Raw genomic sequence first — 25,858 nt, 5'->3', positions numbered from 1 at the left:
CGCCGAGGCTCCGTCGCGATCGGTGCTCGTGAGCAGTCGGACGCGGGCTTCGTGCGACCTGTCGGGTTTGTGTCGTTGTCGACCCCGAACCTTTACGCCGCTTAGACCCTTTTCCAACCGAGGCCCACGGCGGGCGGAGGGTCTCAGGTCCCTCCGGGCTCCGCGGTTTCAGCCCCGCGGACAATCCCGCGCCGCCCCGACCCGATGTCCACAGTCCCAGCCTCCAGCCGGAAAAGGGAGCGTGGCCGTGAACGACGCGCTGTGACGACCGGTCGCCCGGCCATCCCCCGCTTCGATCGCGCCCCGCCGCGCGTCCGGGTCCTGGGCCCAGGACGCCTTCCCCTCGCGACGGGATGGGGCCGATTTTAAGGGGACTGGATATGAGGGCGCGATCAAATCGTCCCAGCAGCCACGGGCGCTGGATTCGTTGGGGGAATCCGGGCGTCGTTGGATGATTGAGTTTTTCTTTCGTCACTCCGGGCGGAGATGCGAAGCCTCGCAGACGCGGAACAAGGCGAAATGCGTCACCAGACTCGTGCCAGACAGCTTCGCGCTCCCGCGCGCCGCTCTGTTCCGGGTCTCCGCTCCGCTACGCCCGGAATGACGAAAGAGAATACTTGCGAGGAAGAGGTAGCGGGCGCGTCTCAGCCTCCCTGAAGCTGCTGCTTCACCCGCTCGGCCAACGTCTTGATGTCGAGCGGCTTGGGCAGGAAGGAGACGCCGGTCTCGTCCTGGAGCAGGTCGGAGAAGTCGCTCTCGGCGTAGCCGGAGATGAACATGACCGGGGCGTCGCCGAGGAAGGGACGCGCCTTCTTGAGCAGGCTCGGCCCGTCCAGCCCCGGCATGATGACGTCACTGATGAGCATGTCGATCTGGCCCGCCCATTCCTCGGCCAGTATCAGCGCCTCCTCGCCGTCGGCGGCCTCGATGACCTCATAGCCGCGCTGGCGGAGCAGGCGGGCGGCGATGCCGCGCACGGCGGCCTCGTCCTCCACGAACAGGATGCGTCCGTTGCCGGACAGGTCGCGGGGCGCGGCCTTGGCCTTGACCTCGACCGGGGCGACCTCGATCAGCTCCTGGGCCGAGGCGGCGGGCAGGAAGATGCGGAAGGCCGCGCCCGCCCCCTCGATGTTGGCGACCGAGATGTGGCCGCCGGCCTGTTGGGCGATGCCGTAGACGGTGGCCAGCCCCATGCCGGTACCTTCGTTGACGGCCTTGGTGGTGAAGAAGGGTTCGAAGATCTTGTCGAGGATGGCGGCGGGCACGCCGGGGCCTGTGTCGGACACCTCGATCAGGGCGCTGTCCTCGGAGGGAGCCTCCAGCCAGCCGAGCTCGCGGGCCTCGGCCTGCGTCAGGCGGCGCGTGCGGATGGTGACGACGGCGTCACCAGGAGCCACCACGCCGCGCATGGCGTCGCGGGCGTTGACGGCCAGGTTCATGACCGCCGTTTCCAGCTGGGACTTGTCGGCGAGGACGACGGGCAGGTCGCGGCCGTAGTCGGTCTCCAGCCGCACATCCTCGCGCAGCAGGCGGCGCAGCAGGACGGCGAACTCCCCGACCAGTTCGCCGAGATCAAGCCGTTCGCGCCGGACGGTGGACTTCCTCGAGAAGGCGAGCAGCTTCCGGACCAGATCGGCGGCGCGGATGGCCGTCTGGCGGATTTCGTTCAGCCCCTCATAGGAGGGGTCGCCAACCGGGTGGCGTTCCAGCAGGCCCGACAGCTGGAGCTGGATCGCGGTCAGCAGGTTGTTGAAGTCGTGGGCCACGCCGCCCGCCAGCTGGCCCACGGCCTGCATCTTCTGGGCCTGGCTGAGCTGCAGTTCCATCGACTTCTGGGTCGAGACGTCGAACAGCCAGACGCGGCGCTTGTCGCCCTCTGGCGCGACATAGAGGTGCAGGCTGCGGTCCGGATGGGCGCGGGCGACCAGCTCGATGGGGCCGGACGAACCTTCCTCAAGGCGACGTCGGGCCTCGGCCACGCCGTTGGGTTCGAACAGATGGCCGAACGCGGCGTCGCGGGCAGCGGCGGGGCCGGTCAGGACGGCGAGCGCGGGATTGGCCTCCTCGGCGCGGCCGGCGAACAGGTCCTCGCCCGCGATCACGGCTGAGCCGAAGGGGGCGCCGGCGGCCATGGCGCGGCCCTCTCCGGCGGAGGCGACATAGCCGTTGTGCGCGACGGGGGCGGGAGCGGCGGAGTGGGTCAGCGCGGCCTCGGGCGCTTCGCGGACCAGAAAGCGGCCCTGCCCGGCCTGGGCGATCAGGACCTCGATCTCGCGCTCGCCGATGGTGACGATGGCGCGGCCCTGCTCGCCTTTACGGGCCTGGGCGAAGGCCATGTAGAGGGCCTGGGCCGAGCCGCCGCGCGGAAGCGCCGTGGTCGCCCCGTTCTGCGAGGCCCAGGCGCCGTTGAAGGCCAGCACCTGACCGGACGCCCAGACCAGGGCGGCGGGTTCGGCGAGCGCATCCAGCATCTCGACCGCCACGTCGCCGTCGGGGCGGGCAGGACGACGCGCCTCCTGTCGTCCGAAGGCGAACAGGCCGAGCAGGGCCACGGCCGCCACGGCCACCATCAGGATCATGTGCGGCGTCGAGGTCGGGGCGGACTGGAACGCGGGCCAGGCCAGGGCGGCCACGGCGGTGGTGAAGCCCAGCGCCATCAGGATCAGCGACAGGTCGAGGCGGCGGGAGGAGGCGGTCATGGAGCGGGGCTCCCGGTGCGAATCAGGCGCTGAGTATAGGGGTGATTGGTGATTGGTGATTGGTGAAGAGTGGTCGGCGACGGGCGGGACTTCGGAACGGCCGGTGGGGCTGCTGCACAGGAGACCCACTCACCAATCACCAATCACCAGTCACGACCTGCCAGGCCCTAGCCTGCCCTCACCCTTCCCCGCCGCTTCTGCATCACGAAGCCGATGACCTTGGCCGCGGCCTCGAAATGCTCGCGCGGAATAGTCTCGTCGATGTCGACGGCGGCGTAGAGGGCGCGAGCGAGCGGCACGTTCTCGACGATCGGCACGTCCTGCTCCCTGGCGACCTCGCGGATGCGCAAGGCGACCGCGTCCACGCCCTTGGCCAGGCAGACGGGCGCGGCGTCGCCCTGCTCCGGCTCGTAGCGCAGGGCGACGGAGTAGTGGGTCGGGTTGGTGACGATCACCGTGGCCTTGGGGACATTGGCCATCATGCGCTGGCGACTGCGCTGCATGCGGATCTGGCGCAGGCGCGCCTTGACGTGCGGATCGCCCTCGGACTGCTTGTAGTCCTCCTTCAGCTCTTCCTTGGTCATGCGCATGCGTTTGGCGAAGCGCAGCCGCTGCCAGAAGACGTCGCCGACGGCGGTCAGGCCCAGCAGAACGATGGTCGAGGCCATGAGCGCGATGACCAGATCACGCGCCAGCGGCAGGATGGTGGCCGGATGCATGGCCGCCATCCCCTCGAACTCGCGCGCGTGGGGCTGGAGCACCATCCAGCAGACGACCGAGACGACCACCAGCTTGATCAGCGTCTGGGCGAACTGCATCAGGCCGTCGGGCCCAAAGATGCGCGTAAAGCCCTTGAGCGGATTGATCTTGTCCAGCTTGGGCTTCATCCGCTCGGCCGAGAAGATCAGGCCGCCGGTCTGGGCCACCGTGCCGGACACGCCGCCGAGAATGGTGGCCACCATCACGGCCGCCAGGAAGGGCGCGGCCGCCCACAACGCCTTGACCCCCAGCTCGACCCCCGCGCCGGCCTCGATCCCGCCCATCAGGCGGTGAGGCATGGCGATGAAGGGGACCAGCGCTTCCGTCGCGGTGGTGGCGAACCAGCCGCCGCCCATCAGGATGACCGCCGCCGCGCCCATGAGGCTAAGGGTCGGGGCGACGTCCATGGACTTGGCGACGTCGCCCTTGCGTCTGGCCTCCTCGAGTTTTCGCGGGGTGGCCTCTTCTGTCTTGGACTCGGGATCCTGATCCTCAGCCACCTGTGCCTCCAGACGAGACGAACAGGTTGGCGAGGTCGCGGTAGCGGTCGATGAAGACCGTCCCGAGCACCCCCAACGACAGGGCGAAGACCGACAGGCCGAGAATGACGCTCAGCGGGGCGGCGACGAAGAAGATCTGGAACGCCGGCATGACCCGACCGACCAGACCCGAGGCGAGGTTGAACACCAAGGCGAAGACGATCACCGGCGCGGCGAGCTGCACGCCCAGAAGGAAGGCGTCGCCCACGGTGCGGACCGCCAGTTCGACGAAATCGCCGGTCACCAGGGGCCGGGCCGGCGCGATCAGTTCATAGGAGCCGACCAGACCGGCGATGAACAGGTGATGGGTGTTGGTGGCGAAGACCAGGACCGTGCCCATCAGCATGAGGAAGGCGGCGATGGTGGTGCCCGGCGAGGCTTGCAGCGGATTGGTGGTCTGGGCGAAGCTGAGGGTGGTCTGCAGCGAGACGATCTCGCCGGCGACGGCCAGCGCAGCGGTGAAGGCCCGCAGGATCGCGCCGATGGCCAGGCCGATGATGACCTCGCGGATCACCCAGCCGATGGAGGCGCCGAGGCTCTCCGGCAGCGGCGGCAGCGAGCCGCCGACCACGGGCCACAGGGCGAGCGCGACGACCAGGGCCAGCGACAGCCGGATGCGCGGCGGGACATAGCTCTCGCCGATTCCGGGCAGGCTGAGGAAGATGGCTCCGATCCGGGCGAAGATCAGCCCGCCGGCCCAGACCTGATCGGCGGTGGCGTAGGGCTCCACTACATCCCCGAAATGCGGGCCGCGATCTCGCGCATGAAGGCGCCCAGCAGTCCGCCCATCAGGGGCAGGAACAGCAGGAGCGACACGAAGATGGCGATGATCTTGGGGGCATAGACCAGCGACTGTTCCTGGATCTGGGTCAGGGCCTGGAAAAGGCCGATGCCGACGCCGACGATCAGGCCGACGATCAGCACGGGCGCGCACAGCTGGATGGTCAGCCACAGGGCGTCGCGGCCCACGTCCAGAACTTCCGCGCCGCTCATGGCCCGCACACTCCCGAGATACTGGGCAAGAAATGCCGGGAGCGTGGTTAATGACGGGTTACGCCGCCGCCTTTTCCAGCGCGGCCTGGGCGTCCTCGCGGCGGCCGAGGCGGTTCAGCGCCGCGGCGTGGGCGAGGTGGAGGTCACGCCACTCCGGGGCGAAGGGGAGGGCCTGTTCGTACTTCTCGACCGCGTCGGCCCAGCGGCCCTGGGCGGCGAGCGCGTCGCCCCAACCTTTCAGCGGATCGGCCCAGCGGGGGCCGCGCAGATGGGCGTCGCGGAAGCGGGTGACGGCGCGGGCGTGATCGCCGCGGGCCAGCAGCGCCAGCCCCCTGCGATGATAGGCGAGGGGCAGCGACGGCGCGAGGCGAATGGCCACGCCGTACTGTCGGTCGGCCTCTGCGGTCATGCCCCGCGCTTCCAGCACATCGGCGCGGAAGGCGGCGCAGGCGACGAGGCGGTCCGCGCGGGCGAAGGCGGCCTCGGCTTCCGTTTGGCGGCCGTTCAGGCCCAGCGTCAGGCCGAGGTAGCAGGGGGCCTCGTAGAAGGCGTAGGCGACGTCGCCGTCGGCCTGCCACAGGGCATCCAGCGCCTGCATGGCCGCCAGCGCGCGGGCGGGGTCGTCCTTCGCCAGCGCCTCGTAGGTATCGATCATGTGGCCGGTGGCCGCGACCTCGGGCGAGCCGACCCGGCCGGCGCGCAGATAGGCGCGCGCATGGACGAAGTCGTGCCGGTTGGCCTCGGCGTCGGCCAGTGTGATCTCCTGACCACCGAGCGCGTTCTCGCCGCCGGTTTCGGCGATGTCGGCCGTGCCGATCTCGACCAGGCGCGTCCAGTCGCGCAGCAGAAGCAGGTGGGACTCGCTCTCCATCGGCTCGCCGTCCTCGGCGATGCGGGCGGCCATGTCGCGGCCGACGCGATAGGCGGCCTCTTCGCCCTCGGTGTCGAACAGGACGCCGACCAGCATGTCCCAGGCGGACTCGTTGTTCGGATTGGCGCGGATCGACAGGCGCAGCTTCTCGGCCGCCTCCTCGGACCGGCCCAGCGAGCTCAGCATGATGCCCCAGTAGCGGGCGAGCGTGGCGCGCGATCCGGGATGCTGGGCGTAGGCAAGGGGGAAGAAGGCCTCGGCGTCCTGATAGCGCTGGGTCTGCAGCAGGTACCAGGCGAACAGCTCAGGCTCGAACTGGCCGTAGATGTATTCCGACGCCTCGCGAATGAGGCGCGGCATGTCGGATTCGGGGCCGGTGAAGGTCCGGGCGCGCACGCCGTCGGCGCGGATGGTCAGGGAGACTTCGCCTGTGGTGCTGACCGTGACGGAGCCGGTGACGTTGGTCTCCTGGCCGAACCAGGTGCGCAGCAGCTTGTCGATGTCGCCGAGAGACACGCCGGTCGAGGGCACGACGACGGCGATGTCCCGGGTCCAGGTCAGGGCGACGGCGCGGCTCTCCTCGTCATAGCGGGCGTCGCGGTTGATGGTGGCGATGACGTCGGAGACGCCGCGGGCGATGACCTGGCCGGAGTGGCCCCGGTGGGTGAGGGCAAATGGGCTGTCGAAGGGGTTCACCACCACAGAGCGGGCGTTGAAAGCCGTCCAGACCATGATTCCTAGGCCGATCACGAAGGCCAGGCCAACGCAGGCGGTCATGACGCGCAGCACCAATCCCATGCGCTCGTTGGAGACCTGGGCCTTGATCAGGCGGCGCTGTTCCTCGACCAGCAGGACGGCGGGGTCGGGCGGGCCCATCGTCGGCTCGGCCTGCTCCAGGGCCTCTTCGGCCATTTCGATGGCGTCCAGCGTCGCGACCGCCTCCTTGCGGCGGCGGCCCAGGCGAATGCGGCCCTCTCTCGGATCCTCGTCGGTCATCGGCCCCCCGGTGGTGCGGCAGGTTAGCGCAAGCGGTCCCGGCGGCAAGCGGCGGCGCGACCCTTGCGCCGCGAGCCCCAGAACAGGGGTTTCCCATGGCCTGGACCGCGATTTCGACCCGAAACGAGACACCCCCCATCGCGCGCGGCGGGTGGCTGGACGCCCTGCGTTTCATCGTGGCCTCGTTGATCATCCTGCATCACTTCCAGGCGGCGGGGCCGGTTCCTCTCGCCGAGGCGCTGCATCCGGTGTTCGAGCGGGGCGGCTTCCTGCTGACCAACTTCTTCCTGATCGATAGCGGTTACGTCCTGATGCGTGTCTATGGCGGGTCGGTCGGATCGGGGCGGATGTCGCCGGGCGACTTTTTCCTAAAGCGGTTCCTGAGGGTCTATCCGGCCCATCTGATCATGGTGCTGGGGCTGGTGGCTCTGGTCGTCGTCGGGTCGGCGGTCGGGTTCGCGCCGCGCAATCCGGAATGGTTCGCCTGGGATCAGCTGCCGGCGCAGGCGGCGCTGGTTCAGTCCTTCGGCGTCTATGGCGGTCTGGGCTGGAATGCGCCCAGCTGGTCGATCTCGGCGCTGCTGGGCTGCTATCTGGCGTTTCCGTGGATCCTGGCGGCGCTGAAGCGGGTCGGGCCGTGGACGGCTCTGATCGCGGCGGCGGGGTTGTATCTGCTGGCCAACCAGCTGACGCACAGTCTGTTGGGCTATCCCGTCTATCAGATGCCGATGATGTACGGCGTGTGGCGGGCGCTGCCGCTGTTTCTGCTGGGCATGGCGCTGGCGGTGTTCTCCGAGCGGGTGTTCGTGGCGCCGCGTCTGGCGCGGATCGTCGGCGTGGCGGCGGCGGTCGGGCTGGCGACGGTGCAGGCGTTCGACAAGCACGCCCTGGTCTCCATCGTCTTCATCAGCCTGATCCTGCTGGCGGCGGGGGCCATTCCGGTGAAGCGTCCCTCGAAGTGGGTCGAGAAGGCCAGCGTCGTTTCCTTCGCCATGTTCATCACCAATGAGCCGGTGCGCATCGCCTGGTTCGGCGTGGTCAATGTGATGATCGCCCGCTTCGCCCTGCCGGTCGGCGTGCAGTGGGGACTTTGGGCGCTGGGGGTTCTGGCGGCCTTCGTATTCGCCTTCGTCTTCCATGCCCTGATCGATCAGCCGATCCAGAACCGGATCAAGAGCTGGCTGTCACGGCGTCGCACCGCGCGCCGTCCGGTCGAGGCGGGAGCGGTCGTGCCGCAGGAAAGCTAGGCGTCGTCAGGCTTTGTCAGCTTGCAGGTGACGGGCGAAGCGTGCCCATAGGGCGGCATGAGCGACGCGCGTCTCAGGGACGTTTTCATCACCGGGACGGGGGCCTTCCTGCCGGGCGAGCCGGTCGGCGTCGAGGCGATGGAGGACCACATCGGCCGGATTGGCGGACGGTCCTCGGCGGTTGGGCGACGGGCGCTGCGCTGGAACGGGGTCGAGACGCGGCACTATGCGCTGACGCCGGATGGTCGGCCGCTGCATTCCAATGCCTCCATGACGGCCAAGGCGTTGCGGGCAGCCCTGGACGATGCGGGGCTGGGGACGGGCGACCTGGAGTTCCTGGCGACGGCGACGACCCAGGGCGATTATCTGGTGCCCGGTCACGCGGCGGCGGTTCACGGCGAGCTGGCTTGCGGCCCCATGGAGATCGCCAGCCATCAGTCGGTCTGCGCCTCCGCCCTCACGGCGCTGAAACACGCCTGGCTGTCGGTGCGAGCGGGCGAGGCGGAGGTGGCGGCGACCGCCGCGGGGGAGTTCTCGTCACGCTGGTTCCGGCCCGAGTTCTACGAAGGAACCACGCTGGTCGACGCCAAGGGGCGGGCGCGGGTCGAGGCGGACTTTCTGAGGTTCACCCTGTCCGACGGGGCGGGCGCGGTGGTGCTGGAGCCGAAGCCGAGGCCCGAGGGGCTGTCGATCAAGCTGGAATGGATCGACCTGACGTCGCTGGCAGGGCGTTTCGATCCCTGCATGTGGGCCGGCTCGACCTTCGCGGATCGGTCCGACATGCGCTCGGCCTGGAGCCACGCGGGGCCGGTCGCGGCCCATGCGTCCGGGGCGGTGGCGCTGGTCCAGGACTTCGAGCTTCTGAAAATCGTCATCCGGGCGTGGATCGGGGTCTGGCTGGAAAAGGTCGACACGGGGCGGATCGACCCCGCCCGCGTCGACCACTTGCTGTGCCATTATTCGGCGCGGTCGCTGCGTGAAGAGATCGTGGGACTGCTGGAGAGCACGGCCGCCATGATCCCCGAGGAGAAGTGGTTCTCGAACCTGTCGAGCGTCGGCAATATCGGCGCGGCCTCGATCTGGGTCATGCTGGACGCCTTCCTGAAATCGGGGCGGGCGAACAGGGGCGAGCGGGTGCTGCTGATCGTGCCCGAGAGCGGACGGGCCATGGTGGGGTTCGCGATGGGCGAGGTGGTGTGATGGCGGACGGCGCGCGGATCGACGACCCGGTGGCGGATACCCTGAGGAAGCTGGCGCTGGTCTTCGCCGACTTCGAGCAGCGGCTGGAAGCGACGCCGCTGATCCGCAAGCTGACGCGCGGGCGGTTCGAGCTGGCGGACTATCACGCCTTTCTGATCAACCTGCGCCAGCAGGTGAAGGACGGGGCGCTGTGGATGTCTCGCGCCGCGTCCAACATCGGCGAGGATCACCTGGAGCTGCGTTCCACCCTGATGCGCCATGCGGTGACCGAGCACCGCGACTTCCGCCTGCTGGAAGCCGACTTCGTGGCGTCTGGCGGGGAGCTGGCCGTGATCCGCTCTGCGAAGAAGAACGTCGGGTCCGAGGCCCTGTCGGCCTGGATGTTCCATGAAGCGTCCAAACCCGATCCCTTCGGCCTGCTGGGCGCCATGTTCGTGATCGAGGGACTGGGCTCGATCAAGGCCGCGCCGTGGGGGCGTCAGGTCAAGGAGCGGCTGAGCCTGCCCGACGAGGCCGTGCGGTTCCTGCTCTATCACGGCGAGAACGACGCCGAGCACATGGCTGAATTCGAGGAGATGCTGCGCATGGTCCTGCCCGATGAGGCCGTGGCGGAGCGGATCGTGATGACAGCGAAGGTGACCGCGCGGCTCTATGCGCTGCAGATCGAGGAGATCGGGGTTTGAGCCTGTCGGACGGCGGGGCCGCCTGGAAATCCGATCCCTTCGATCCGCGCCGGTATGACGCGCGCGATCCGGACCCTTGGCTGGCGCTCTATCTGGATCGCTCCCTGCCGATCGATCCGCAGGCCAAGCGGGCGCTCTTGATGGGGGCGCGGTCGTGGTCGCGGCGGTGGCTGTTTCCGGTTTCGCGGCCGCTGGTGTTCCTGTTCTTCGGCCTGGTGAAGGTGCTGCGGGCGATTTCGCCGCGCTTTCCGAACCTGAACGACCTGTTGCACAAGTCCATCCACTGGGGTCTGCGGACCTTCGGGTCGCCGGAGTGCAACACCCTGATCCTGCGTCACTTTCACGTCGGGACCGAGCTGCTGGCCTTCATGAAGGCCAACGCCGGGATCGATCCGGAGCTGGTCAGGACGGTGCCGCTCAAGCCTCTGACGCTGAAGGATTTGGAAGACAATGTGTTTCTACAGCACGACCTGAACGTCTTCAACTTCATCATCGAGCTGAACCTGGCGCTGCGGGCGGCGGGCAAGGAGATCACGCCGCCGGAGCGGGTGGATTTCTCGATGATCACCGACATCGATCCGGCGTTCGAACCGTTTCCCAACGGCCCACTGAACAAGATCGACATCCAGACGGCGGTGGAGTTCTACACGCCGCTCTATGCCCTGATGCTGCCCCGCGCCGACTTCATGCGCGCCAGCCATTCGCTGCAGCTGGACGAGATCGTGGGCATCTACATCGGCCGCATCCTGGGCACGGACTACCACATGAGCTTCGTCAAGAACGGCCACCCGCTGGTGGCGCTGTCGACGTTGCAGGCGGGCTACCGGCTGATGATGCACGGGCTGGACTGCGAGGCCATGCACGGCTGGCTGCGGGTTCTGAAGCAGCGTCAGGCGATGGGCCTGCCGCTCGACCCGCGCGATCCGACGGGCGGACCGGAGCTGGCCTAGGCGGGCTGGAGAGTGACCGCGACGCCTTCGTTGGTCAAGCGCTCGGACAGGGCGGTGACCGCCGCCTCGACCGCATCGGCGTCTCGCCCGCGTATCACCAAGTTGGTGCCGATTTCACCCTGGCTGCCTGCGCCGAAGGGGTAACTGCCGAAGCTGAGGTCGCGGTTGGCCTTGGCCGCCTCGGACAGGGTCGCGGCGACCGCGCCTTCGCCGACGCCCGTGACCCTGAGCGTACAGGCGTGGACCACCGCGCCGGTCCTGAGGCGAGGCGCAGCGTCTTCCAGCATGGCTGTCATGATTTTCGGCACACCGGCCATGACGAAGACGTTTTCGACCTGAAACCCTGGCGCGTCTGTGACCGGATTGGCGATCAGGAGGCCGCCGCCAGGGATGCGCGCCATGCGCCTGCGCGCTGCGTTCAGTTCGTCGCCGTAGCGGCGCTCCAGAATGGCCAGCGCGTCTGGATGTTCGTCGATGCAGACGCCGAACGCCCGTGCCACGCAGTCGGCGGTGATGTCGTCGTGGGTCGGCCCGATGCCGCCGGTGGTGAAGACGTAATCATGGGCGTGACGCAGTGCGTTCAGGGCGTCGACGATCTGGTCCTCCCGGTCGCCGACGGTGCGGGCTTCCAGCAGGTCGATGCCCAGCGCCGCCAGGAACCGCGCGATCGTGTTCAGATTGGTGTCGGCCGTCCGGCCCGACAGGATCTCGTCGCCGATGATCAGGACGGCGGCGGTGGGGGCGGGGGCGTCGGTCATGCGCGGTCACCTATGCCGTTCGCCGAATGGCGCAAGGCTCAAACCGCTTGAGGTTCTGTGCTATCGTCGCCATCTGACGCGCCACACCGGTCCCGGACGGACCGCCCGAGACCCGAAGACCGATGTACGAGACGCCCGAGCTGGAAGCCGACACCCTGGTCCGCACCAGCGCCATCCGCATCTATGACGACCCCGCCGATTTCGAGGGCATGCGGGCGGCCGGGCGGCTGGTGGCCGAGGCGCTGGACATGATCACGGCCTACGTCGTGCCGGGCGTGACGACGCAGGAGATCGACGACCGCATCCGCCAATTCACCCTGGACCGGGGCGGCCTGCCCGCCTGCCTCGGCTACAAGGGCTACATGAAGACCGTCTGCACCTCGATCAATCACGTGGTGTGCCACGGCATCCCCGGCGACCGGGTGCTGAAGGACGGCGACATCGTCAACATCGACCACACCGTCATCGTCGACGGCTTCCATGGCGACTCCAGCCGCATGTACGCGGTCGGCCAGATCAACGCGCGGGCCAGGAAGCTGGTCGACGTGACCTATGAGGCGCTGGCGCTAGGACTGGAGCAGGTCAAACCCGGCAACACCTTCGGCGACATCGGCTATGCCATCCAGCGCCATGTCGAGGCCAACCGGATGAGCGTGGTGCGCGACTTCTGCGGTCACGGCATCGGGCGGCTGTTCCACGACAGCCCCAACGTGCTGCATTATGGGCGCAAGGGTGAGGGCGCGGTGCTGAAGCCGGGCATGATCTTCACCGTCGAGCCGATGGTGAACCTGGGCAAGCCGCATGTGAAGGTCCTGTCCGACGGCTGGACCGCCGTGACCCGCGACAAGTCCCTGTCGGCCCAGTGCGAGCACTCCGTCGGCGTGACCGAGGACGGGGTGGAGATCTTCACGGCCAGCCCCGCCGGACTGTTCCGCCCGAACTAGCGTCTGCGCGCTCTCAGACGATCCAGCCCGAGCATGACCGCCGCGACGATGGCGGCGGTTCCGACCATCGCGCCTGCGAAGATCAACGCCGAGGACCATCCGACCGCGTTCACGTCGATGAAGGGATAGGCGTATTCCCTGGTCACGGCACCGCGCGCGAAGGCATACGCGAAGTAGAGGACCATCGGTGCGATCCACAAGCCGATGTGGCTCGGGCGGCTATGGCCGACACGGACGAAGATCACCCAGGAAAGCGCCGTAAGGATGGGTGTTGCCGCGTGACTGATGAGGTCGGGCGCAGGTTTCTGCAAAAGGCCGTCCCAGCCTCCCAGCGCCGCATAGCCGACCCCCACCACGACCATCGTCGTGATCACCGCGCCGAGGAGACCGGCGTCGCCGAAGCGAGGTCGGCCGAACGCGATACCTGTGAAGACGACGGCCACGGCCAGATTGGATAGGTCGGTCAGGGGCGCGGCGTTCTGGTGGGCCCCGGAACGACGGCTGCCGCGCCAGACCCTGTCGCTGACCGCGCATGGCGAGATCCATGTCTATGAGGGAGCAACGCTGGCCTCGGTGCTGGAGCGGCTGGATGCGCCGTTAGGACCAAGGCTGCGGGGCGAGGCGTTGAAGACCTATGTCGTGGTGCGGGCGGCCGATGGATACGTCGTTGTCTTCTCCCTGGCGGAGATCGATCCGGCGATGAGCCCGACGGCGGTGATCCTGGCCGATGGGGCCGATGGCGCGCCCCTGTCGGCCGAGGAGGGGCCGCTGCGTCTGGTCGTCGAAGGCGACGCCCGACCCGCGCGGTCGGCGCGACAGGTGACGGCGATCGAACTGCGGACGCCCTGACGGCGGCGCCGCAACGGTTGACGCGGCCCCGACCCGCGCCCAGCCTGCCCGGGACGGGGAGGATGTCATGCGGGCACTGATCGGACTTTGCGCGGCGCTGGCGCTGGGGGCCTGCGCGAGCCTGCCGAACCGGACTGATCCTGAGACGGCGGCGTGGTGGCGCACCACCGGCGTGCTGGCGGCCGATGACATGGAAGGGCGCGACACCGGCTCGGCGGGCTATGACCGGGCCGCCGCCTATGTGGCCGACCGGTTCGCGGAGGCGGGCCTGTCTCCGGCGGGCGACGACGGGGGGTGGTTCCAGCCGATCGGCTTCGACGAGATCGAGGTCACGCCCGAGGGCACGACCCTGTCGGTGGCGCCGTCCGACGGCGCCGCCCGGCCTCTGCGCTTCCTGCACGAGGTGTCGGTGACCCCGGCGTTCGGCATGGTCGAGCGGCTGGACGCGCCGCTGGTGTTCCGGGGCTACTGCGCGCCGTCCGACATGACCGGGGTGCAGGGCAGCGTCGTCGTCTGCTTCGGCGCGCGGCGGGCGGGGCAGACGACGGGCGGCGAACGCCTGCGCGCGGCCGTCGAGGCGGGCGCCGTGGCCATCGTCAATGTCGACGACATGGGCTTCACAGTCGAGCCGCCCCGCTGGCCGCTGGCCTATGCGCGCACGGTCGTGCTGGCCGACGGCGCGGCCCGGACCGCCTCCATCCCCGTCCTCAGGCTGAGCGCCCCGACCTTCGTCGAGATGGCCGCAGCGGCGGGGCGCGACGGCGCGGCGATCCTGGCGCAGGGGGCGCGCGGCGAGGCCATGGCCGCGTTCGATCTGGACGCGCGTCTGCTGGCGCGGTTCGCCACCCGCCAGCGACGTTCGACCTCGGCCAATGTGCTGGGCGTCCTGCCCGGGACCGATCCGGCGCTGGCGGACCAGCCCATCCTGCTGATCGCGCATCTGGACGGCTATGGGTATGGCACGCCGGTCGACGGCGACGGCCTGTACAACGGGGCGCTGGACGACGCGGCCTATGTCGCCACCCTGATCACCCTGGCCGAGCGACGCCAGGGTCGGGGCTATCGCCGCCCAGTGGTGTTCGCGGCGGTGACGGGCGAGGAGAAGGGGCTGCACGGCTCGCGCTGGCTGGCGACCCATCCGACGCCGGGCGCGCCCATGCCGGTCGCGGTGCTGAACCTGGACCAGCTGCGGCCACTCTATCCCCTGGCCATCCTGACGACGCTGGCGCTGGACGATTCCACTCTGGGCGAGACGGTGCGCGACATCGCCGGGACAATGGGCATCGCGGTGCGTCCCGATCTGGAGCCCGAGCGTGGCCTGCTGCGCCGCTCGGACCACTGGCCCTTCATGGAGCGGGGCGTACCGGCGATCAGCTTCCTGTTCGGCTTCGATCCGGGAACCGAGGCCGAGGCGCGGTATCGGGACTGGTATCGCCACCGCTATCACGCGCCGCAGGACGACATGTCGACGCCCATCGACTTCCAGGCCCAGGCTGATTTCCACCGGTTCTGGTTCGAGTTGGTCGAGCGGGTCGCCGATGCCGAGGCGCCGCCGCAATGGCTGCCCGACAGCCCCAACCGGCCGAGGCCCTGACCGGCCCCTAGACGTTCCGCATTTGTTCTGTCATCGTGATCGCGCGGGACGGATCAGGTGCGGGGTCGAGCATGCAGGCCGGGGCGACGGTTCTTTCGTTTCCAGAGCGGACGACTTCGGTCGCGCCGCCCATCGAGGTCAAGCGGGCGGTGGCCCACCATGTTGGGCACCGTGAGCGTCTGCGCCATCGGGCGCGGACGGCGGGGCTGACTCATCTGCCGGACTATGAGCTGCTGGAGCTGTTCCTGTTCCGCAGCCAGCCGCAGGGGGACGTCAAGCCGATCGCCAAGGCGCTGCTGGCCCGCTTCGGCTCGCTCGCGGCGGTCCTGGCGGCCTCGGTCGAGGACCTGATGACGGTCCGGACGGAAGACACGAAAGGGCGAACCAAGGGGATCGGGGTGGAGACGGCGCTGGATCTGGCGGCGCTGCATGAGGTCGCCCAGCGCGTGGCCAAGGAGCCGGCGATCAAGCGGCCGGTGATCTCGTCGTGGACCGCGCTCCTGGCCTATGTGCGGGTCGCGTTACAGCACGAGCCGCGCGAGCAGTTCCGGGTGCTGTATCTGGACAAGAAGAACCAGCTGATCCTCGACGAAGTCCAGAACCGGGGCACGGTCGATCACGCCCCGGTCTATCCGCGCGAGGTGGTGCGGCGGGGGCTGGAGGTCTCGGCGGCCGCCATGATCCTGGTGCACAACCACCCGTCGGGCGACCCGACGCCCAGCCGCGCCGACATCGACATGACCAAACAGATCGTCCAGGCGGCGAAGGCCCTGTCGGTCGAGGTCCATGACCATCTGATCGTGGGCCGCGATGGCGTGACCAGCTTCAAGTCGCTGGGGCTGATGTAGCGATCAGAACCGCGTCGACAGCGTCAGCCGGGCGTTGATCGGCGCGCCGGTCGAGATGTTGGCGTTGTTGTGGGCGTCGGGGAAATAGTCGGCGTCGAACAGGTTCTCGATGTTCAGCTGGACCTCGACCCGGTCCGACACCTCATAGAAGGCGGCGGCGTCCACGCGGGTGAAGCCCGGCAGGCGGGTGGCGGCCGACGAGGTGCGGATGGCGGCGAATTGGTCGGACTGGTGCGTCACGCCCAGACCCAGGCCCAGACGCGGCGTGACCTCATAGCGGTTCCACAGGCTGAACTGCTGCTCGGGTACCTGGGCCAGGCGGACGAAGTCGTTACCCTTCAAGGCGCCGTCCTGCCAGGCGTAGCCAGCGCTGATCTGCCAACGGTCGGTGATGTTGCCGGTGGCGGCCAGCTCCAGCCCGGTGGTGCGGGTCTCGCCGACGTTGATGCTCTGGGCCGGATTGTTCGGATCGGGCGTGGTGGCGTTGGTGCGGTCCAGCTGGAACAGGGCGGCGGTGACGAACAGGTTCGGACTGGCCTGCCACTTCAGCCCGACCTCGTGGTTGGTGAAGCGTTCGGGCTCCAGGTTCTCTTGCACCGTCGAGAGGCTGAGGAACTGGTCGCCGGAGCGGGGCAGGAAGGAGCGGCTGTAGCTGGCGTAGAGCGACAGATCGGGCGCGGGCTTGTAAATCAGGCCGAGACGCGGCGAGACCTTCTCGTCGGTGCGCGAGAACGGCCGATCCGGCGTGGCGAACAGGTCGATGCCCGAGATGTCGAAGCGGTCGAAGCGCAGGCCTGCGACGATGTCGAAGCGGTCGCCCAGGCTGATCTGGTCCTGCACATAGGCCGAGACGGTCTCGACGGTGGATTGGGTCTGACGCGCCAGGGTGGGGAAGGTCACGGTCGGGAAGACCGGGTTTGTGAGGCTGAAGGTCGCGTTCGACAGTACGCCGTTGCGGCGCGAATTCTCCGAGGTCTGGTCGCCGTATTCGAGGCCGAACAGGATCTTGTGCGCCAGCGGGCCGGTGGTGGTCTCCCACACCAGATTGGACTGGATCAGGAGGTTCTCGCGCGTCGTCGGGTCGGTGTAGGCCGCGAGCGGCACCGTGCCGGTCTGGCTGGTCGCCGGGCCGTTCGGGAAGACGTTGGTGTAGACCTTGTCGAAGTCGCCCCACAGGGCCGTGGTCGACCAGTTCAGACCCTCGGCCAGCTCGCCGTCCAGCCGGGCCTTCAGGATATGGGCCTCCAGCGTCGTGCGGTTGACGCCGGGTACGCCGAAGAACTGCTCGCGATAGCCCTCCAGCGGGCGGCCGTTCAGCGATGGGACGCCGCGATCGGTGGAGCGGTCATCGTCGACGTATTCATAGGACAGGCCCGCCGACCAGCCGGGCGCGAGCTCGGCGGCGACGTAGGGGTTCACGGCGAACCGTTGGCCCTCGTAGAAGTCGCGGTGGTTGCCCAGCTCCTCATAGACGGCGTTCAGGCGGAAGGCGGCGGCGTCGCCGATCGGCGCATTCAGATCCGCAGACAGGTCCCAAGCGCCGAAGCTGTTGGCCGACAGGCGCGAGCCGAAGAACATCTCTCCGGCCTGAGGGGTCTTCTGCACCCGGTTGACGATGCCGCCGCCCCCGCCCCGGCCGAAGATCAGGGCGTAGGGGCCCTTTAGCACCTCGACCCGCTCCAGATTGTAGAGGCCGCGGAAATACTGGACGTCGTCGCGCACGCCATCGAGGAAGAAGTCGGCGGTGGTGTTCTGGCCGCGCAGGGTGATCTGGTCGCGGTTGCCCTCGCCCTGGCCGACGGTGACGCCGGGCACGTAGCGCAGGACGTCGGACAGGCTGTAGGCGGCCTGGTCGTCCAGCTGCTGGCGCGTGACGACGTTGACGCTCTGGGGCACGTCGATCAGGGGGGTGTCGGTCTTGGTCGCGGTGACCGAGTTAAGCGCGACGTAGCCGCGCGTCTGGCCCGTGACGATGATGGGGCTGAGCTGATCAGCCGGGTCCTCTGCCACGGCCAAGGCCGGCAAGGTGGTAAGAAGAGCGGTGGAAACAATCAGGACGCGCACGGAAGAACCTTTGAAAACAGCAGGTCATCCATTACTGCGACGCATTCTTAGTTGCAAGCCAATTGAGATTCCGTCGCAAAGGGTGCGTTGACCGGATCATGTGTCCCGGCTCGCCCAGGCTTGCTGGAACTCCGCCGATGGCCCTCCCTTGATCGCATAAACATATCTTTATATGTCTCGCGCCCACGCGGCGCGGCCGCGCGACCCTTCGGAGCCAGACCTTGTCCCGTTCGTCCTTCCTCTTCACCTCGGAAAGCGTGTCCGAGGGCCATCCCGACAAGGTCGCGGACCGCATCTCCGACACCGTCGTCGATCTCTTCCTGGCCAGGGACCCCTATGCGCGGGTGGCGTGCGAGACGCTGACGACGACGAACCTGGTGGTGCTGGCCGGCGAGATCCGGGGCCAGGGCATCTGGAACTCGGAGAAGGACACCTGGGAGCCGGGCATCGAGGCCGAGATCGAGGCGGCGGTGCGCGCGGCGGTTCGTGACATCGGCTACGAGCAGGACCAGTTCCACTGGAACACGTTTGAATTCATCAACCGGCTGCACGGCCAGTCGGTCGACATCGCCGTCGGCGTCGACGCCTCGGGCAACAAGGACGAGGGCGCGGGCGATCAGGGCATCATGTTCGGCTATGCCTCGAACGAGACGCCCGAGCTGATGCCGGCGACGCTGCAGTACAGCCACAACATCCTCAAGCGCCTGGCCGAGGTCCGCCATGCGGGCGGCACCCTCCTGGAGCCCGATGCCAAGAGCCAGGTGACCCTGCGCTATGAGGACGGCAAGCCGGTGGAGGCCACCTCCATCGTCGTCTCGACCCAGCACGCCAAGGGCAAGAGCCAGGCCGACGTCGCCGCCGTTGTGAAGCCGATTGTGGAAGAGGTCCTGCCCCAGGGCTTCATCACCGACCAGACCGTCTGGCACATCAATCCGACCGGCATCTTCGAGATCGGCGGGCCGGACGGCGACACGGGACTGACGGGGCGCAAGATCATCGTCGACACCTATGGCGGCGCCTCGCCCCACGGTGGCGGCGCCTTCTCGGGCAAGGACCCGACCAAGGTGGACCGCTCGGCGGCCTATGCCTGCCGCTACCTGGCCAAGAACGTGGTCGCAGCCGGTCTGGCGGATCGCTGCACCATCCAGATCAGCTATGCGATCGGCGTGGCCAAGCCCCAGTCGATCCACGTCGACCTGCACGGCACGGGCAAGAACGGCGCGACGGAGGCCAAGCTGGAAGCCGGCATCCTGGACCTGATCGGCGGCGCGACGCCCCGCGCCATCCGCGAGCACCTGGGCCTGAACAAGCCGATCTACGCCCGCACGGCGGCCTACGGCCACTTCGGCCGCGAGCCGGATGCCGACGGCGGCTTCGGCTGGGAGAAGGTGGATCTGGTGGATCAGCTCAAGGCGCTGGTCTGATCCTTCACCCGGGCGCGGGTCCGGTCTAGGAGGGCGGCCATGTCCGCCCATCCTCCCCTTCGTTCCTTCGGCCGCATCAAGTCGCGGCCGATCAAGCCGCGTCAGGCGGCGCTGTTCGACACCCTGATGCCGGCGGTGCGCCTGCCCGTGCCCGCCGAGGGCAAGATCGACGTCGCGGCCCTGATGCCCGGCGCGGCCGAGGTCTGGCTGGAGATCGGCTTCGGCGGCGGCGAGCATCTGGCGGCGCAGGCGGCGCGCCATCCGCAGGCCCTGATGATCGGCTGCGAGCCGTTCCTGAACGGCGTGGCCTCGGCGCTCCGGCACATCGACGAGCAGGGGCTGAAGAACGTCCGGCTGCACGACGACGACGCGCGCGCCGTGGTCGCGGCCCTGCCGGACACGAGCCTGGACCGGGTCATGATCCTTTTCCCTGATCCCTGGCACAAGGCGCGGCACAACAAGCGCCGGCTGATCCAGCCGGAGTTCGCGGCCGAGATCGCGCGGGTTCTGAAGCCCGGCGGGCGGCTGCGGTTCGTCACGGACTGGAAGGATTACGCCGGCTGGGCGCTGGAGCGGCTGATCGCCACGCCGGGGCTGGTCTGGCTGGCCGAGGAGAAGGCGGACTGGACCGTCGCGCCCGAGGACCATGTCGTCACCCGCTATGAGGACAAGCGGCTGGGCGACACCGATCCGATCTTCCTGGAGTTCGAGCGGCGTCCGTTCTGACCCTCGATAAGCCGGATCGGGTCTATCTCGTACAAGGAGTCCATGCCGTCCAAGTCGTGCATGGAGTCCAATCGCTCTGCTCATCGGACCCATCATAAGGGACCAATGCGTCAGTATCGGACGTTACGCCTGCCGGAACCCCAGCACGTCCTGCATGTCGTAGAGGCCAGGGCGGCGGTTGCGGACCCAGGCGGCGGCAGCCACCGCGCCGCGGGCGAACAGGCTGCGGTCGATGGCGGAGTGACTGAGCGTCACGACCTCGTCCTCGGAGGCGAACAGCACGGTGTGTTCGCCGACGATGCCGCCCGCGCGAATGGAGGAGAAGCCGATCTTGCCCGTCTCGCGCGCCTCGCCGACGCCGTCGTAGGGGGACGTGCGCAGCGTGGACAGGTCATGGCCCCGGCCCGAGGCGGCGGCTTCGCCCAGCATCAGCGCGGTGCCGGAGGGAGCGTCGACCTTTTTCCGGTGATGAGCCTCGGTGATCTCGATGTCCCAGTCGCGCGCGTCCAGCCGCTGGGCGGCGTGTTCGACCAGGCCGATCAATATGTTGACGCCCAGAGAGAAGTTGCCGCTGCGGACGATGGCGACGCGCTCGGCGGCCTTGAGGATCTCGGCGTCCTGCTCGGGCGAGAGGCCGGTGGAGCCGATCACCAAGGCCGGGCCGCCGCGTTCCGCCGACGACTGGGCCAGGGCGACAGAGGCCTCGGCCGTCGAGAAGTCGATGACGACGTCGCACAGCGACAGATCGGGAGTCTCGCCCCAGTCGAAGCGGGCGGCGACCATGACGTCGTCGCGAGCGTCCAGGACCTGGCTGACGGCCCGGCCCATGCGGCCGCGCGCGCCCGAGATGCCGACGTGGAAGATGTCGCTCAAGTCCGAGGCCCCCCGGCCCTGCTCGCCCTCACTGGGCGCTTTCACGGCGGGGCTCGTCGGCCCCCAGGATGTCGGCCCAGAACCGCTTGGCCTTGCCGGCGAAGGAGGAGTTCCGGGGGCTCTGGTCCTCGCCGAAGGAGGCGGCCAGCTCCTGCATCAGCTCCTTCTGACGGGGCGTCAGGTCGGTAGGGGTCTCGACGAACAGCTCGACCACCAGATCGCCGCGCTGGCGGCCGTTGAGGTGCGGCATGCCCTTGCCCTTGATGCGGACTGTCTTGCCAGTCTGGGCCCCCGCAGGGACGCTGACCGGGGCCTTGCACTGGCCGTCGCAGGCGCTGGAGACCAGGCAGGGCGCCTCGATCTCGCCGCCCAGCGCCGCGACCGTCATGGGCACGGGCACGGTGACGAGAAGGTCGAGGTTGTCCCGCTCGAACAGGTCGTGGGGCGCGACAGACAGGAAGACATAGAGGTCGCCGCGCGGTCCGCCGCGCTGGCCGGCGTCGCCCTCGCCCGACAGGCGGATGCGCGAGCCGTCGTCGACGCCCGCCGGCACCTTCAAGGCGAGTTTCCGGGTCTTGCGCACCTGGCCGTGGCCGTGACAGGTGGTGCAGACGTCGGCCTGGGCCAGGCGCTGTCCGGCGCCGCCGCAGGACGGGCAGGTCCGCTCCATCTGGAAGAAACCGTTCGCCTGGCGGATGCGGCCCGCGCCGTTGCAGGTGCCGCAGGTGGACGGCTTGGCCCCAGGCTTGGCGCCCGAGCCGGTGCAGGTCTCGCAGGCGACGGTGGTGGGCACCGCGATCTCGACCTCGGCGCCCTGATAGGCCTGCTCCAGCGTGATCTCGAGGTCGAAGCGCAGGTCCGAGCCGCGACGCGGGCCGGTCGACTGGCGCCGACCGCCGAACACGTCGCCGAAGGCGTCGCCAAAGACCTGGGCGAAGATGTCGTTGACGTCGTGAAAGCCCTGCTGACCGCCAAAGCCGCCGCCCTGTCCGTTCACGCCCGCATGACCGAAGCGGTCATAGGCGGCGCGCTTCTGATCGTCGGACAGGACCGAATAGGCCTCCGAGATCTCCTTGAACTTCGCCATGGATTCCTCGGAGCCGCCGTTGCGGTCCGGGTGATGCTCCATCGCCAGCTTGCGATAGGCGGATTTCAGGCCAGCGGCATCGACCCCCCGGTCGACCCCCAGCACATCATAGTAATCCCGCGCCATGCGCCGATGTCCTTAAAGCCCAACCCCTGACGATCCGTTGCCACCTCTGACGGGCGATTGGCGGATGGCCGACGCCCGAGACATGGGCGCTGGGGCAGATGATGCAAGTTGATCCTCACCCGGAGCGCAGCGAACGGGCGAGGGGGACCGAGGGAGCGGTGGAGGAGGCGACCACGCACAGCGTGTCTGGGGCCGCCCCTTCCACCAGCCTTCGGCTGGTCCCCCTCCCCCGCTGCGCGGGGGAGGATTTCCGTTACGCGCTCTTCTTCTGGTCTTCGTCCGAGACTTCCTCGAACTCGGCGTCGACCACGCCGTCATCGGCGGGCGCATCGTTGGAGCCGCCGGATTGGGCCGCGTACATGGCCTCGCCCAGCTTCATCGAGGCCTGGACCAGGGTGTTGGTCTTGGCCCGGATGTCGTCCGGATCGGCGCCGTCACGCGCGGCCTTGAGCTCGGCCAGGCCGGTCTCGATGGCGGACTTCTCGGCCTCGCCGACCTTGTCGCCGTGTTCGGCAAGCGCCTTCTCGGTCGAGTGGATCAGGCTGTCGGCCGCGTTCTGGGCCTCGACCAGGTCCTTCCTGGCCTTGTCGGCCGCGGCGTTGGCCTCGGCTTCCTTGACCATCTTCTCGATGTCGGCGTCCGACAGGCCGCCGTTGGCCTGGATGCGGATCGACTGTTCCTTGTTGGTCGCCTTGTCCTTGGCCGAGACGTTGACGATGCCGTTGGCGTCGATGTCGAAGGCGACCTCGATCTGCGGCAGGCCGCGCGGCGCGGGCGGAATGCCCATCAGGTCGAACTGACCCAGCAGCTTGTTGTCGGCCGCCATCGGACGCTCGCCCTGGAAGACCCGGATCGTCACGGCCGACTGGTTGTCGTCGGCGGTCGAGAAGACCTGGGACTTCTTGGTCGGGATCGTCGTGTTGCGTTCGATCAGCGGGGTGAAGACGCCGCCGAGCGTCTCAATGCCCAGCGTCAGGGGAGTGACGTCCAGCAGCAGCACGTCCTTGACGTCGCCCTGCAGCACGCCGGCCTGGACCGCGGCCCCCAGCGCCACGACCTCGTCGGGGTTCACGCCCTTGTGCGGCTCCTTGCCGAAGAAGGCCTTCACGGCCTCCTGCACCTTGGGCATGCGGGTCATGCCGCCGACCAGGACGACCTCGTCGATGTCGGACGCCTTCAGACCCGCGTCCTTCAAGGCCTTCTGGCAGGGCTCGATGGTGCGCTGGACCAGGTCGTCGACCAGGGCTTCCAGCTTGGCGCGGCTCAGCTTGATGTTCAGGTGCAGCGGGCCGGACGCGTTCATGGTGATGAACGGCAGGTTGACCTCGTACTGGGTCGTGGAGCTGAGTTCCTTCTTGGCCTTTTCGGCCTCCTCGCGCAGGCGCTGCAGGGCCAGCTTGTCCTGGCGCAGGTCGACGCCCTGTTCCTTCTTGAACTCGTCGGCCAGGTAGTCGGCCAGACGCACGTCGAAGTCCTCGCCGCCCAGGAAGGTGTCGCCGTTGGTCGACTTCACCTCGAACACGCCGTCGCCGATCTCCAGGATCGAGACGTCGAAGGTGCCGCCGCCCAGGTCATAGACCGCGATCTTCTGGCCGTCGTTCTTCTCCAGCCCGTAGGCGAGCGCGGCGGCCGTCGGCTCGTTGATGATGCGCAGGACCTCGAGGCCCGCGATCTTGCCGGCGTCCTTGGTCGCCTGGCGCTGGCTGTCGTTGAAGTAGGCCGGGACCGTGATGACGGCCTGGGTGACCTTCTCGCCCAGATAGGCCTCGGCGGCCTCCTTCATCTTCATCAGGGTGTAGGCCGAGATCTGCTGGGGCGAATAGTCCTTGCCGTGGGCGCGCACCCAGGCGTCGCCGTTCGGACCCTTGACGATCTCATAGGGCACCATGCCCTTGTCCTTGGCCACGATCGGATCGTCGAAGTTGCGGCCGATCAGGCGCTTGATGGCGAAGAAGGTGTTGGCCGGGTTGGTCACCGCCTGGCGCTTGGCCGGCTGGCCGACCAGAGTGTCGCCGCCGTCCTGGATGGCGACCACTGACGGGGTCGTGCGGTTGCCCTCGGCGTTCTCGATGACCTTGGGGTTCTTGCCGTCCATCACGGCGACGCACGAGTTGGTGGTGCCGAGGTCGATACCGATGATCTTGGCCATGAGCCTGGTGTTCTCCGTCTGGCGGGCGATGCGGCGGCCTTATCGTAAAGCGCCGCGCGTGACCGCCCCCGTTTTGTTTGCGCCGGTCCTGCGGGGACGCAGGCGACGGCAGGTTGGGTTCCGTTTTTCCGGGAAACCCCACGATCGGCGGGGTCTTCCGGGCTGAGCGGCATATGGGAAAGTCCCGATCCGCCGCAAGGGCTTGGCGCCGAATCAAGGCCAGTCAGGAGCGGTCAGTGGTGACGAGGGCGGCCCTGCGGCACAATGTCTTCAGCGGCGACCCATCGGGCCGCGAAGGTTTGCCCACCATGCCCCTGATTTCGCGACGGTCCCTGAGCCTGACCCTGGCCTTCTCCCTCCTCGGGGCGGGATGGGCCGCGGCATCCTCCAGTCAGGCTGAACCCAAGGCGCGTCACGGGACGATCACACGCATCGCCGCCATTCAGTCGCGCGATGGCAACAACAGGAGTGTCCGCGTCCACAACCAGACCGGCCTGACGATCGTGGCCTTACAGGCCTCGTCCGGCTCGGGGTGGACCAGCGACCTGCTCAGGTCGAGCGGTCTGGCAGCCGGTCGCAGCGTGGTGGTGGCCATCGATGACGGCACCGGGGCCTGCCGATACGCGTTGCGTGCCCGGTTCGACACCGGCGAGACGCTGGAGCGCGGCGGGATCAACAGCTGCCAGATCGCGGACTACTATTTCACGAGATAGCTGCGGCTATCGCTCGCAACGCGGTCGCTCGCTACTTGAGCCGGATGACGCAGGTTGGGGCCCGGCTATCGCTCGCAACGCGGTCGCTCGCTACTTGAGCCGGATGACGCAGGTTGGGGCCCGGCTATCGCTCGCGACGCGGTCGCTCGCTACTTGAGCCGGATGACTCCTTTCCCTGATCTGCCGGGGTTTCTGTACTGGCCGGGCCGCCTCGAAGTCGCCGCCCAGGCCGCGATGCTCGCCGAGGTCGAGGCTGCGACGGCCGAGGCCCCACCGTATCGGCCGGTCACGCCCGGCGGTCGGCCGTTCTCGGTGCGGATGACCAACATGGGGCCTCTGGGCTGGATGTCCGATCGCGCCGGCTATCGTTACCAGCCGACGCACCCGGAGACCGGTCGCCCATGGCCGCCGATCCCGGCGTCGCTGCTGTCATTGTGGGCCGAGCTGACCGGCGCGCCGCCGCCGGACGCCTGTCTGGTGAACCTCTACGACGCCGACGCCCGCATGGGGCTGCATCAGGATCGCGATGAGGCCGATCTGACCCAGCCCGTGGTGTCGGTCTCGCTGGGCGACACGGCGGTGTTCCGCATCGGCCCCGCCGACGGGGGGCGCACCCGGACGCTGAAACTGGCGTCGGGCGACGTCTGCGCCCTGACCGGGCCAGCTCGGCTGGCGCGGCACGGGATCGACCGCATCCTGGGCGGATCATCGTCGCTGATCCCGGGCGGGGGCCGAATCAACCTGACGCTCAGACGCGCGGGCTGAG

At 68.5% G+C, this 25,858-nt stretch carries 23 protein-coding genes; 12 read left to right on the top strand and 11 right to left on the bottom strand.

From position 1 onward, the window contains the following. Window positions 1–644: 644 nt before the first annotated feature. The 5 genes from cckA to Q333_RS17090 form a co-directional block, all read right to left on the bottom strand. Window positions 645–2,699: a cell cycle histidine kinase CckA gene (cckA, locus tag Q333_RS0113285; protein ID WP_029417635.1), complete on the bottom strand. Its 2,055-nt coding sequence runs from the start codon at window positions 2,697–2,699 to the stop codon at window positions 645–647. 167 nt (window positions 2,700–2,866) lie between these two features. Continuing rightward, on the bottom strand, window positions 2,867–3,958 hold the full coding sequence (gene flhB / locus Q333_RS0113280; RefSeq protein ID WP_029417634.1) for a flagellar biosynthesis protein FlhB: 1,092 nt from the start codon (window positions 3,956–3,958) through the stop codon (window positions 2,867–2,869). After that, window positions 3,951–4,727 (bottom strand): flagellar biosynthetic protein FliR, encoded by a 777-nt coding sequence (fliR, locus tag Q333_RS0113275; protein ID WP_029417632.1) that lies wholly within the window; start codon window positions 4,725–4,727, stop codon window positions 3,951–3,953. The genes flhB and fliR overlap by 8 nt, the downstream gene beginning before the upstream one ends. Then, on the bottom strand, window positions 4,727–4,990 hold the full coding sequence (gene fliQ, locus Q333_RS0113270) for a flagellar biosynthesis protein FliQ (protein ID WP_029417631.1): 264 nt from the start codon (window positions 4,988–4,990) through the stop codon (window positions 4,727–4,729). Before fliQ ends, fliR begins: the two co-directional genes overlap by 1 nt. A gap of 58 nt (window positions 4,991–5,048) precedes the next feature. Then, a complete protein-coding gene (locus Q333_RS17090) occupies window positions 5,049–6,857 on the bottom strand; it encodes a tetratricopeptide repeat protein (protein ID WP_029417629.1) in 1,809 nt (602 codons plus the stop codon). 95 nt (window positions 6,858–6,952) lie between these two features. On the opposite strand from Q333_RS17090, the gene Q333_RS0113260 reads away from it, so the two are divergent. Genes Q333_RS0113260 through Q333_RS0113245 form a run of 4 tightly spaced genes read left to right on the top strand, consistent with a single transcriptional unit; the run spans window position 6,953 to window position 10,937 of the window. After that, entirely contained in the window at window positions 6,953–8,104 is a 1,152-nt protein-coding gene (locus Q333_RS0113260) for an acyltransferase family protein (RefSeq protein WP_029417628.1), read from the top strand. 57 nt (window positions 8,105–8,161) lie between these two features. After that, complete coding sequence (locus tag Q333_RS0113255; protein WP_029417626.1) at window positions 8,162–9,304, top strand: beta-ketoacyl-ACP synthase III; 1,143 nt, start codon at window positions 8,162–8,164, stop codon at window positions 9,302–9,304. After that, window positions 9,304–9,987 (top strand): iron-containing redox enzyme family protein, encoded by a 684-nt coding sequence (locus tag Q333_RS0113250; RefSeq protein WP_029417625.1) that lies wholly within the window; start codon window positions 9,304–9,306, stop codon window positions 9,985–9,987. Before Q333_RS0113255 ends, Q333_RS0113250 begins: the two co-directional genes overlap by 1 nt. A 2-nt stretch (window positions 9,988–9,989) precedes the next feature. Continuing rightward, the gene (locus tag Q333_RS0113245; protein WP_157072466.1) at window positions 9,990–10,937 is read left to right on the top strand and encodes a DUF6999 family protein; all 948 of its coding nucleotides are present in this window, start codon (window positions 9,990–9,992) and stop codon (window positions 10,935–10,937) included. On the opposite strand, the gene Q333_RS0113240 is transcribed toward Q333_RS0113245, so the two are convergent. Beyond that, window positions 10,934–11,695 carry a competence/damage-inducible protein A gene (locus Q333_RS0113240; protein WP_029417623.1) on the bottom strand — a complete coding sequence of 254 codons (762 nt, stop codon included), beginning with the start codon at window positions 11,693–11,695 and terminating at the stop codon, window positions 10,934–10,936. The two genes, Q333_RS0113245 and Q333_RS0113240, sit on opposite strands and share 4 nt — an antisense overlap. A gap of 122 nt (window positions 11,696–11,817) precedes the next feature. Here Q333_RS0113240 and map point away from each other — a divergent pair, with 122 nt between their 5' ends. After that, complete coding sequence (map, locus tag Q333_RS0113235) at window positions 11,818–12,639, top strand: type I methionyl aminopeptidase (RefSeq protein ID WP_029417622.1); 822 nt, start codon at window positions 11,818–11,820, stop codon at window positions 12,637–12,639. On the opposite strand, the gene Q333_RS17085 is transcribed toward map, so the two are convergent. Next, window positions 12,636–13,082, bottom strand: coding sequence for a Pr6Pr family membrane protein (locus Q333_RS17085; protein ID WP_051651330.1), 447 nt, complete (start codon window positions 13,080–13,082; stop codon window positions 12,636–12,638). The two genes, map and Q333_RS17085, sit on opposite strands and share 4 nt — an antisense overlap. Before the next feature lie 7 nt (window positions 13,083–13,089). Between Q333_RS17085 and Q333_RS16640 the strand changes: the two genes are divergently transcribed. From Q333_RS16640 to radC, 3 genes are all read left to right on the top strand, one after another. Further along, a complete protein-coding gene (locus tag Q333_RS16640; protein ID WP_051651329.1) occupies window positions 13,090–13,488 on the top strand; it encodes a molybdopterin-dependent oxidoreductase in 399 nt (132 codons plus the stop codon). A gap of 67 nt (window positions 13,489–13,555) precedes the next feature. Next, window positions 13,556–15,082, top strand: coding sequence for a M28 family peptidase (locus Q333_RS0113220; protein ID WP_029417619.1), 1,527 nt, complete (start codon window positions 13,556–13,558; stop codon window positions 15,080–15,082). 71 nt (window positions 15,083–15,153) lie between these two features. Then, window positions 15,154–15,930 carry a RadC family protein gene (gene radC / locus Q333_RS0113215; RefSeq protein WP_084176130.1) on the top strand — a complete coding sequence of 259 codons (777 nt, stop codon included), beginning with the start codon at window positions 15,154–15,156 and terminating at the stop codon, window positions 15,928–15,930. Between the two features lie 3 nt (window positions 15,931–15,933). Here the strand turns inward: radC and Q333_RS0113210 are convergent, their stop codons facing one another. Next, on the bottom strand, window positions 15,934–17,994 hold the full coding sequence (locus tag Q333_RS0113210) for a TonB-dependent receptor (protein ID WP_029417616.1): 2,061 nt from the start codon (window positions 17,992–17,994) through the stop codon (window positions 15,934–15,936). Window positions 17,995–18,215: 221 nt separating this feature from the next. On the opposite strand from Q333_RS0113210, the gene metK reads away from it, so the two are divergent. Then, window positions 18,216–19,418: a methionine adenosyltransferase gene (metK, locus tag Q333_RS0113205; RefSeq protein WP_029417614.1), complete on the top strand. Its 1,203-nt coding sequence runs from the start codon at window positions 18,216–18,218 to the stop codon at window positions 19,416–19,418. Between the two features lie 39 nt (window positions 19,419–19,457). After that, window positions 19,458–20,144: a tRNA (guanosine(46)-N7)-methyltransferase TrmB gene (trmB, locus tag Q333_RS0113200; RefSeq protein ID WP_029417613.1), complete on the top strand. Its 687-nt coding sequence runs from the start codon at window positions 19,458–19,460 to the stop codon at window positions 20,142–20,144. A gap of 123 nt (window positions 20,145–20,267) precedes the next feature. Here the strand turns inward: trmB and dapB are convergent, their stop codons facing one another. From dapB to dnaK, 3 genes are all read right to left on the bottom strand, one after another. Continuing rightward, window positions 20,268–21,017: a 4-hydroxy-tetrahydrodipicolinate reductase gene (gene dapB / locus Q333_RS0113195; RefSeq protein ID WP_029417611.1), complete on the bottom strand. Its 750-nt coding sequence runs from the start codon at window positions 21,015–21,017 to the stop codon at window positions 20,268–20,270. Window positions 21,018–21,045: 28 nt separating this feature from the next. Beyond that, window positions 21,046–22,230, bottom strand: a complete 1,185-nt coding sequence (gene dnaJ, locus Q333_RS0113190; protein WP_029417610.1) for a molecular chaperone DnaJ — start codon at window positions 22,228–22,230, stop codon at window positions 21,046–21,048. 253 nt (window positions 22,231–22,483) lie between these two features. Further along, window positions 22,484–24,379, bottom strand: a complete 1,896-nt coding sequence (gene dnaK, locus Q333_RS0113185; RefSeq protein ID WP_029417609.1) for a molecular chaperone DnaK — start codon at window positions 24,377–24,379, stop codon at window positions 22,484–22,486. Window positions 24,380–24,615: 236 nt separating this feature from the next. Between dnaK and Q333_RS0113180 the strand changes: the two genes are divergently transcribed. Beyond that, entirely contained in the window at window positions 24,616–25,092 is a 477-nt protein-coding gene (locus tag Q333_RS0113180; RefSeq protein WP_051651328.1) for a hypothetical protein, read from the top strand. A 162-nt stretch (window positions 25,093–25,254) separates the two neighbouring features. Beyond that, window positions 25,255–25,857 (top strand): alpha-ketoglutarate-dependent dioxygenase AlkB, encoded by a 603-nt coding sequence (locus Q333_RS0113175; RefSeq protein WP_029417605.1) that lies wholly within the window; start codon window positions 25,255–25,257, stop codon window positions 25,855–25,857. Window position 25,858: the final 1 nt, after the last annotated feature.

The organism is Brevundimonas bacteroides DSM 4726, assembly GCF_000701445.1.
Classification (GTDB): Bacteria; Pseudomonadota; Alphaproteobacteria; order Caulobacterales; family Caulobacteraceae; genus Brevundimonas; species Brevundimonas bacteroides.
This window is presented reverse-complemented; position numbering and strand designations above follow the sequence as displayed.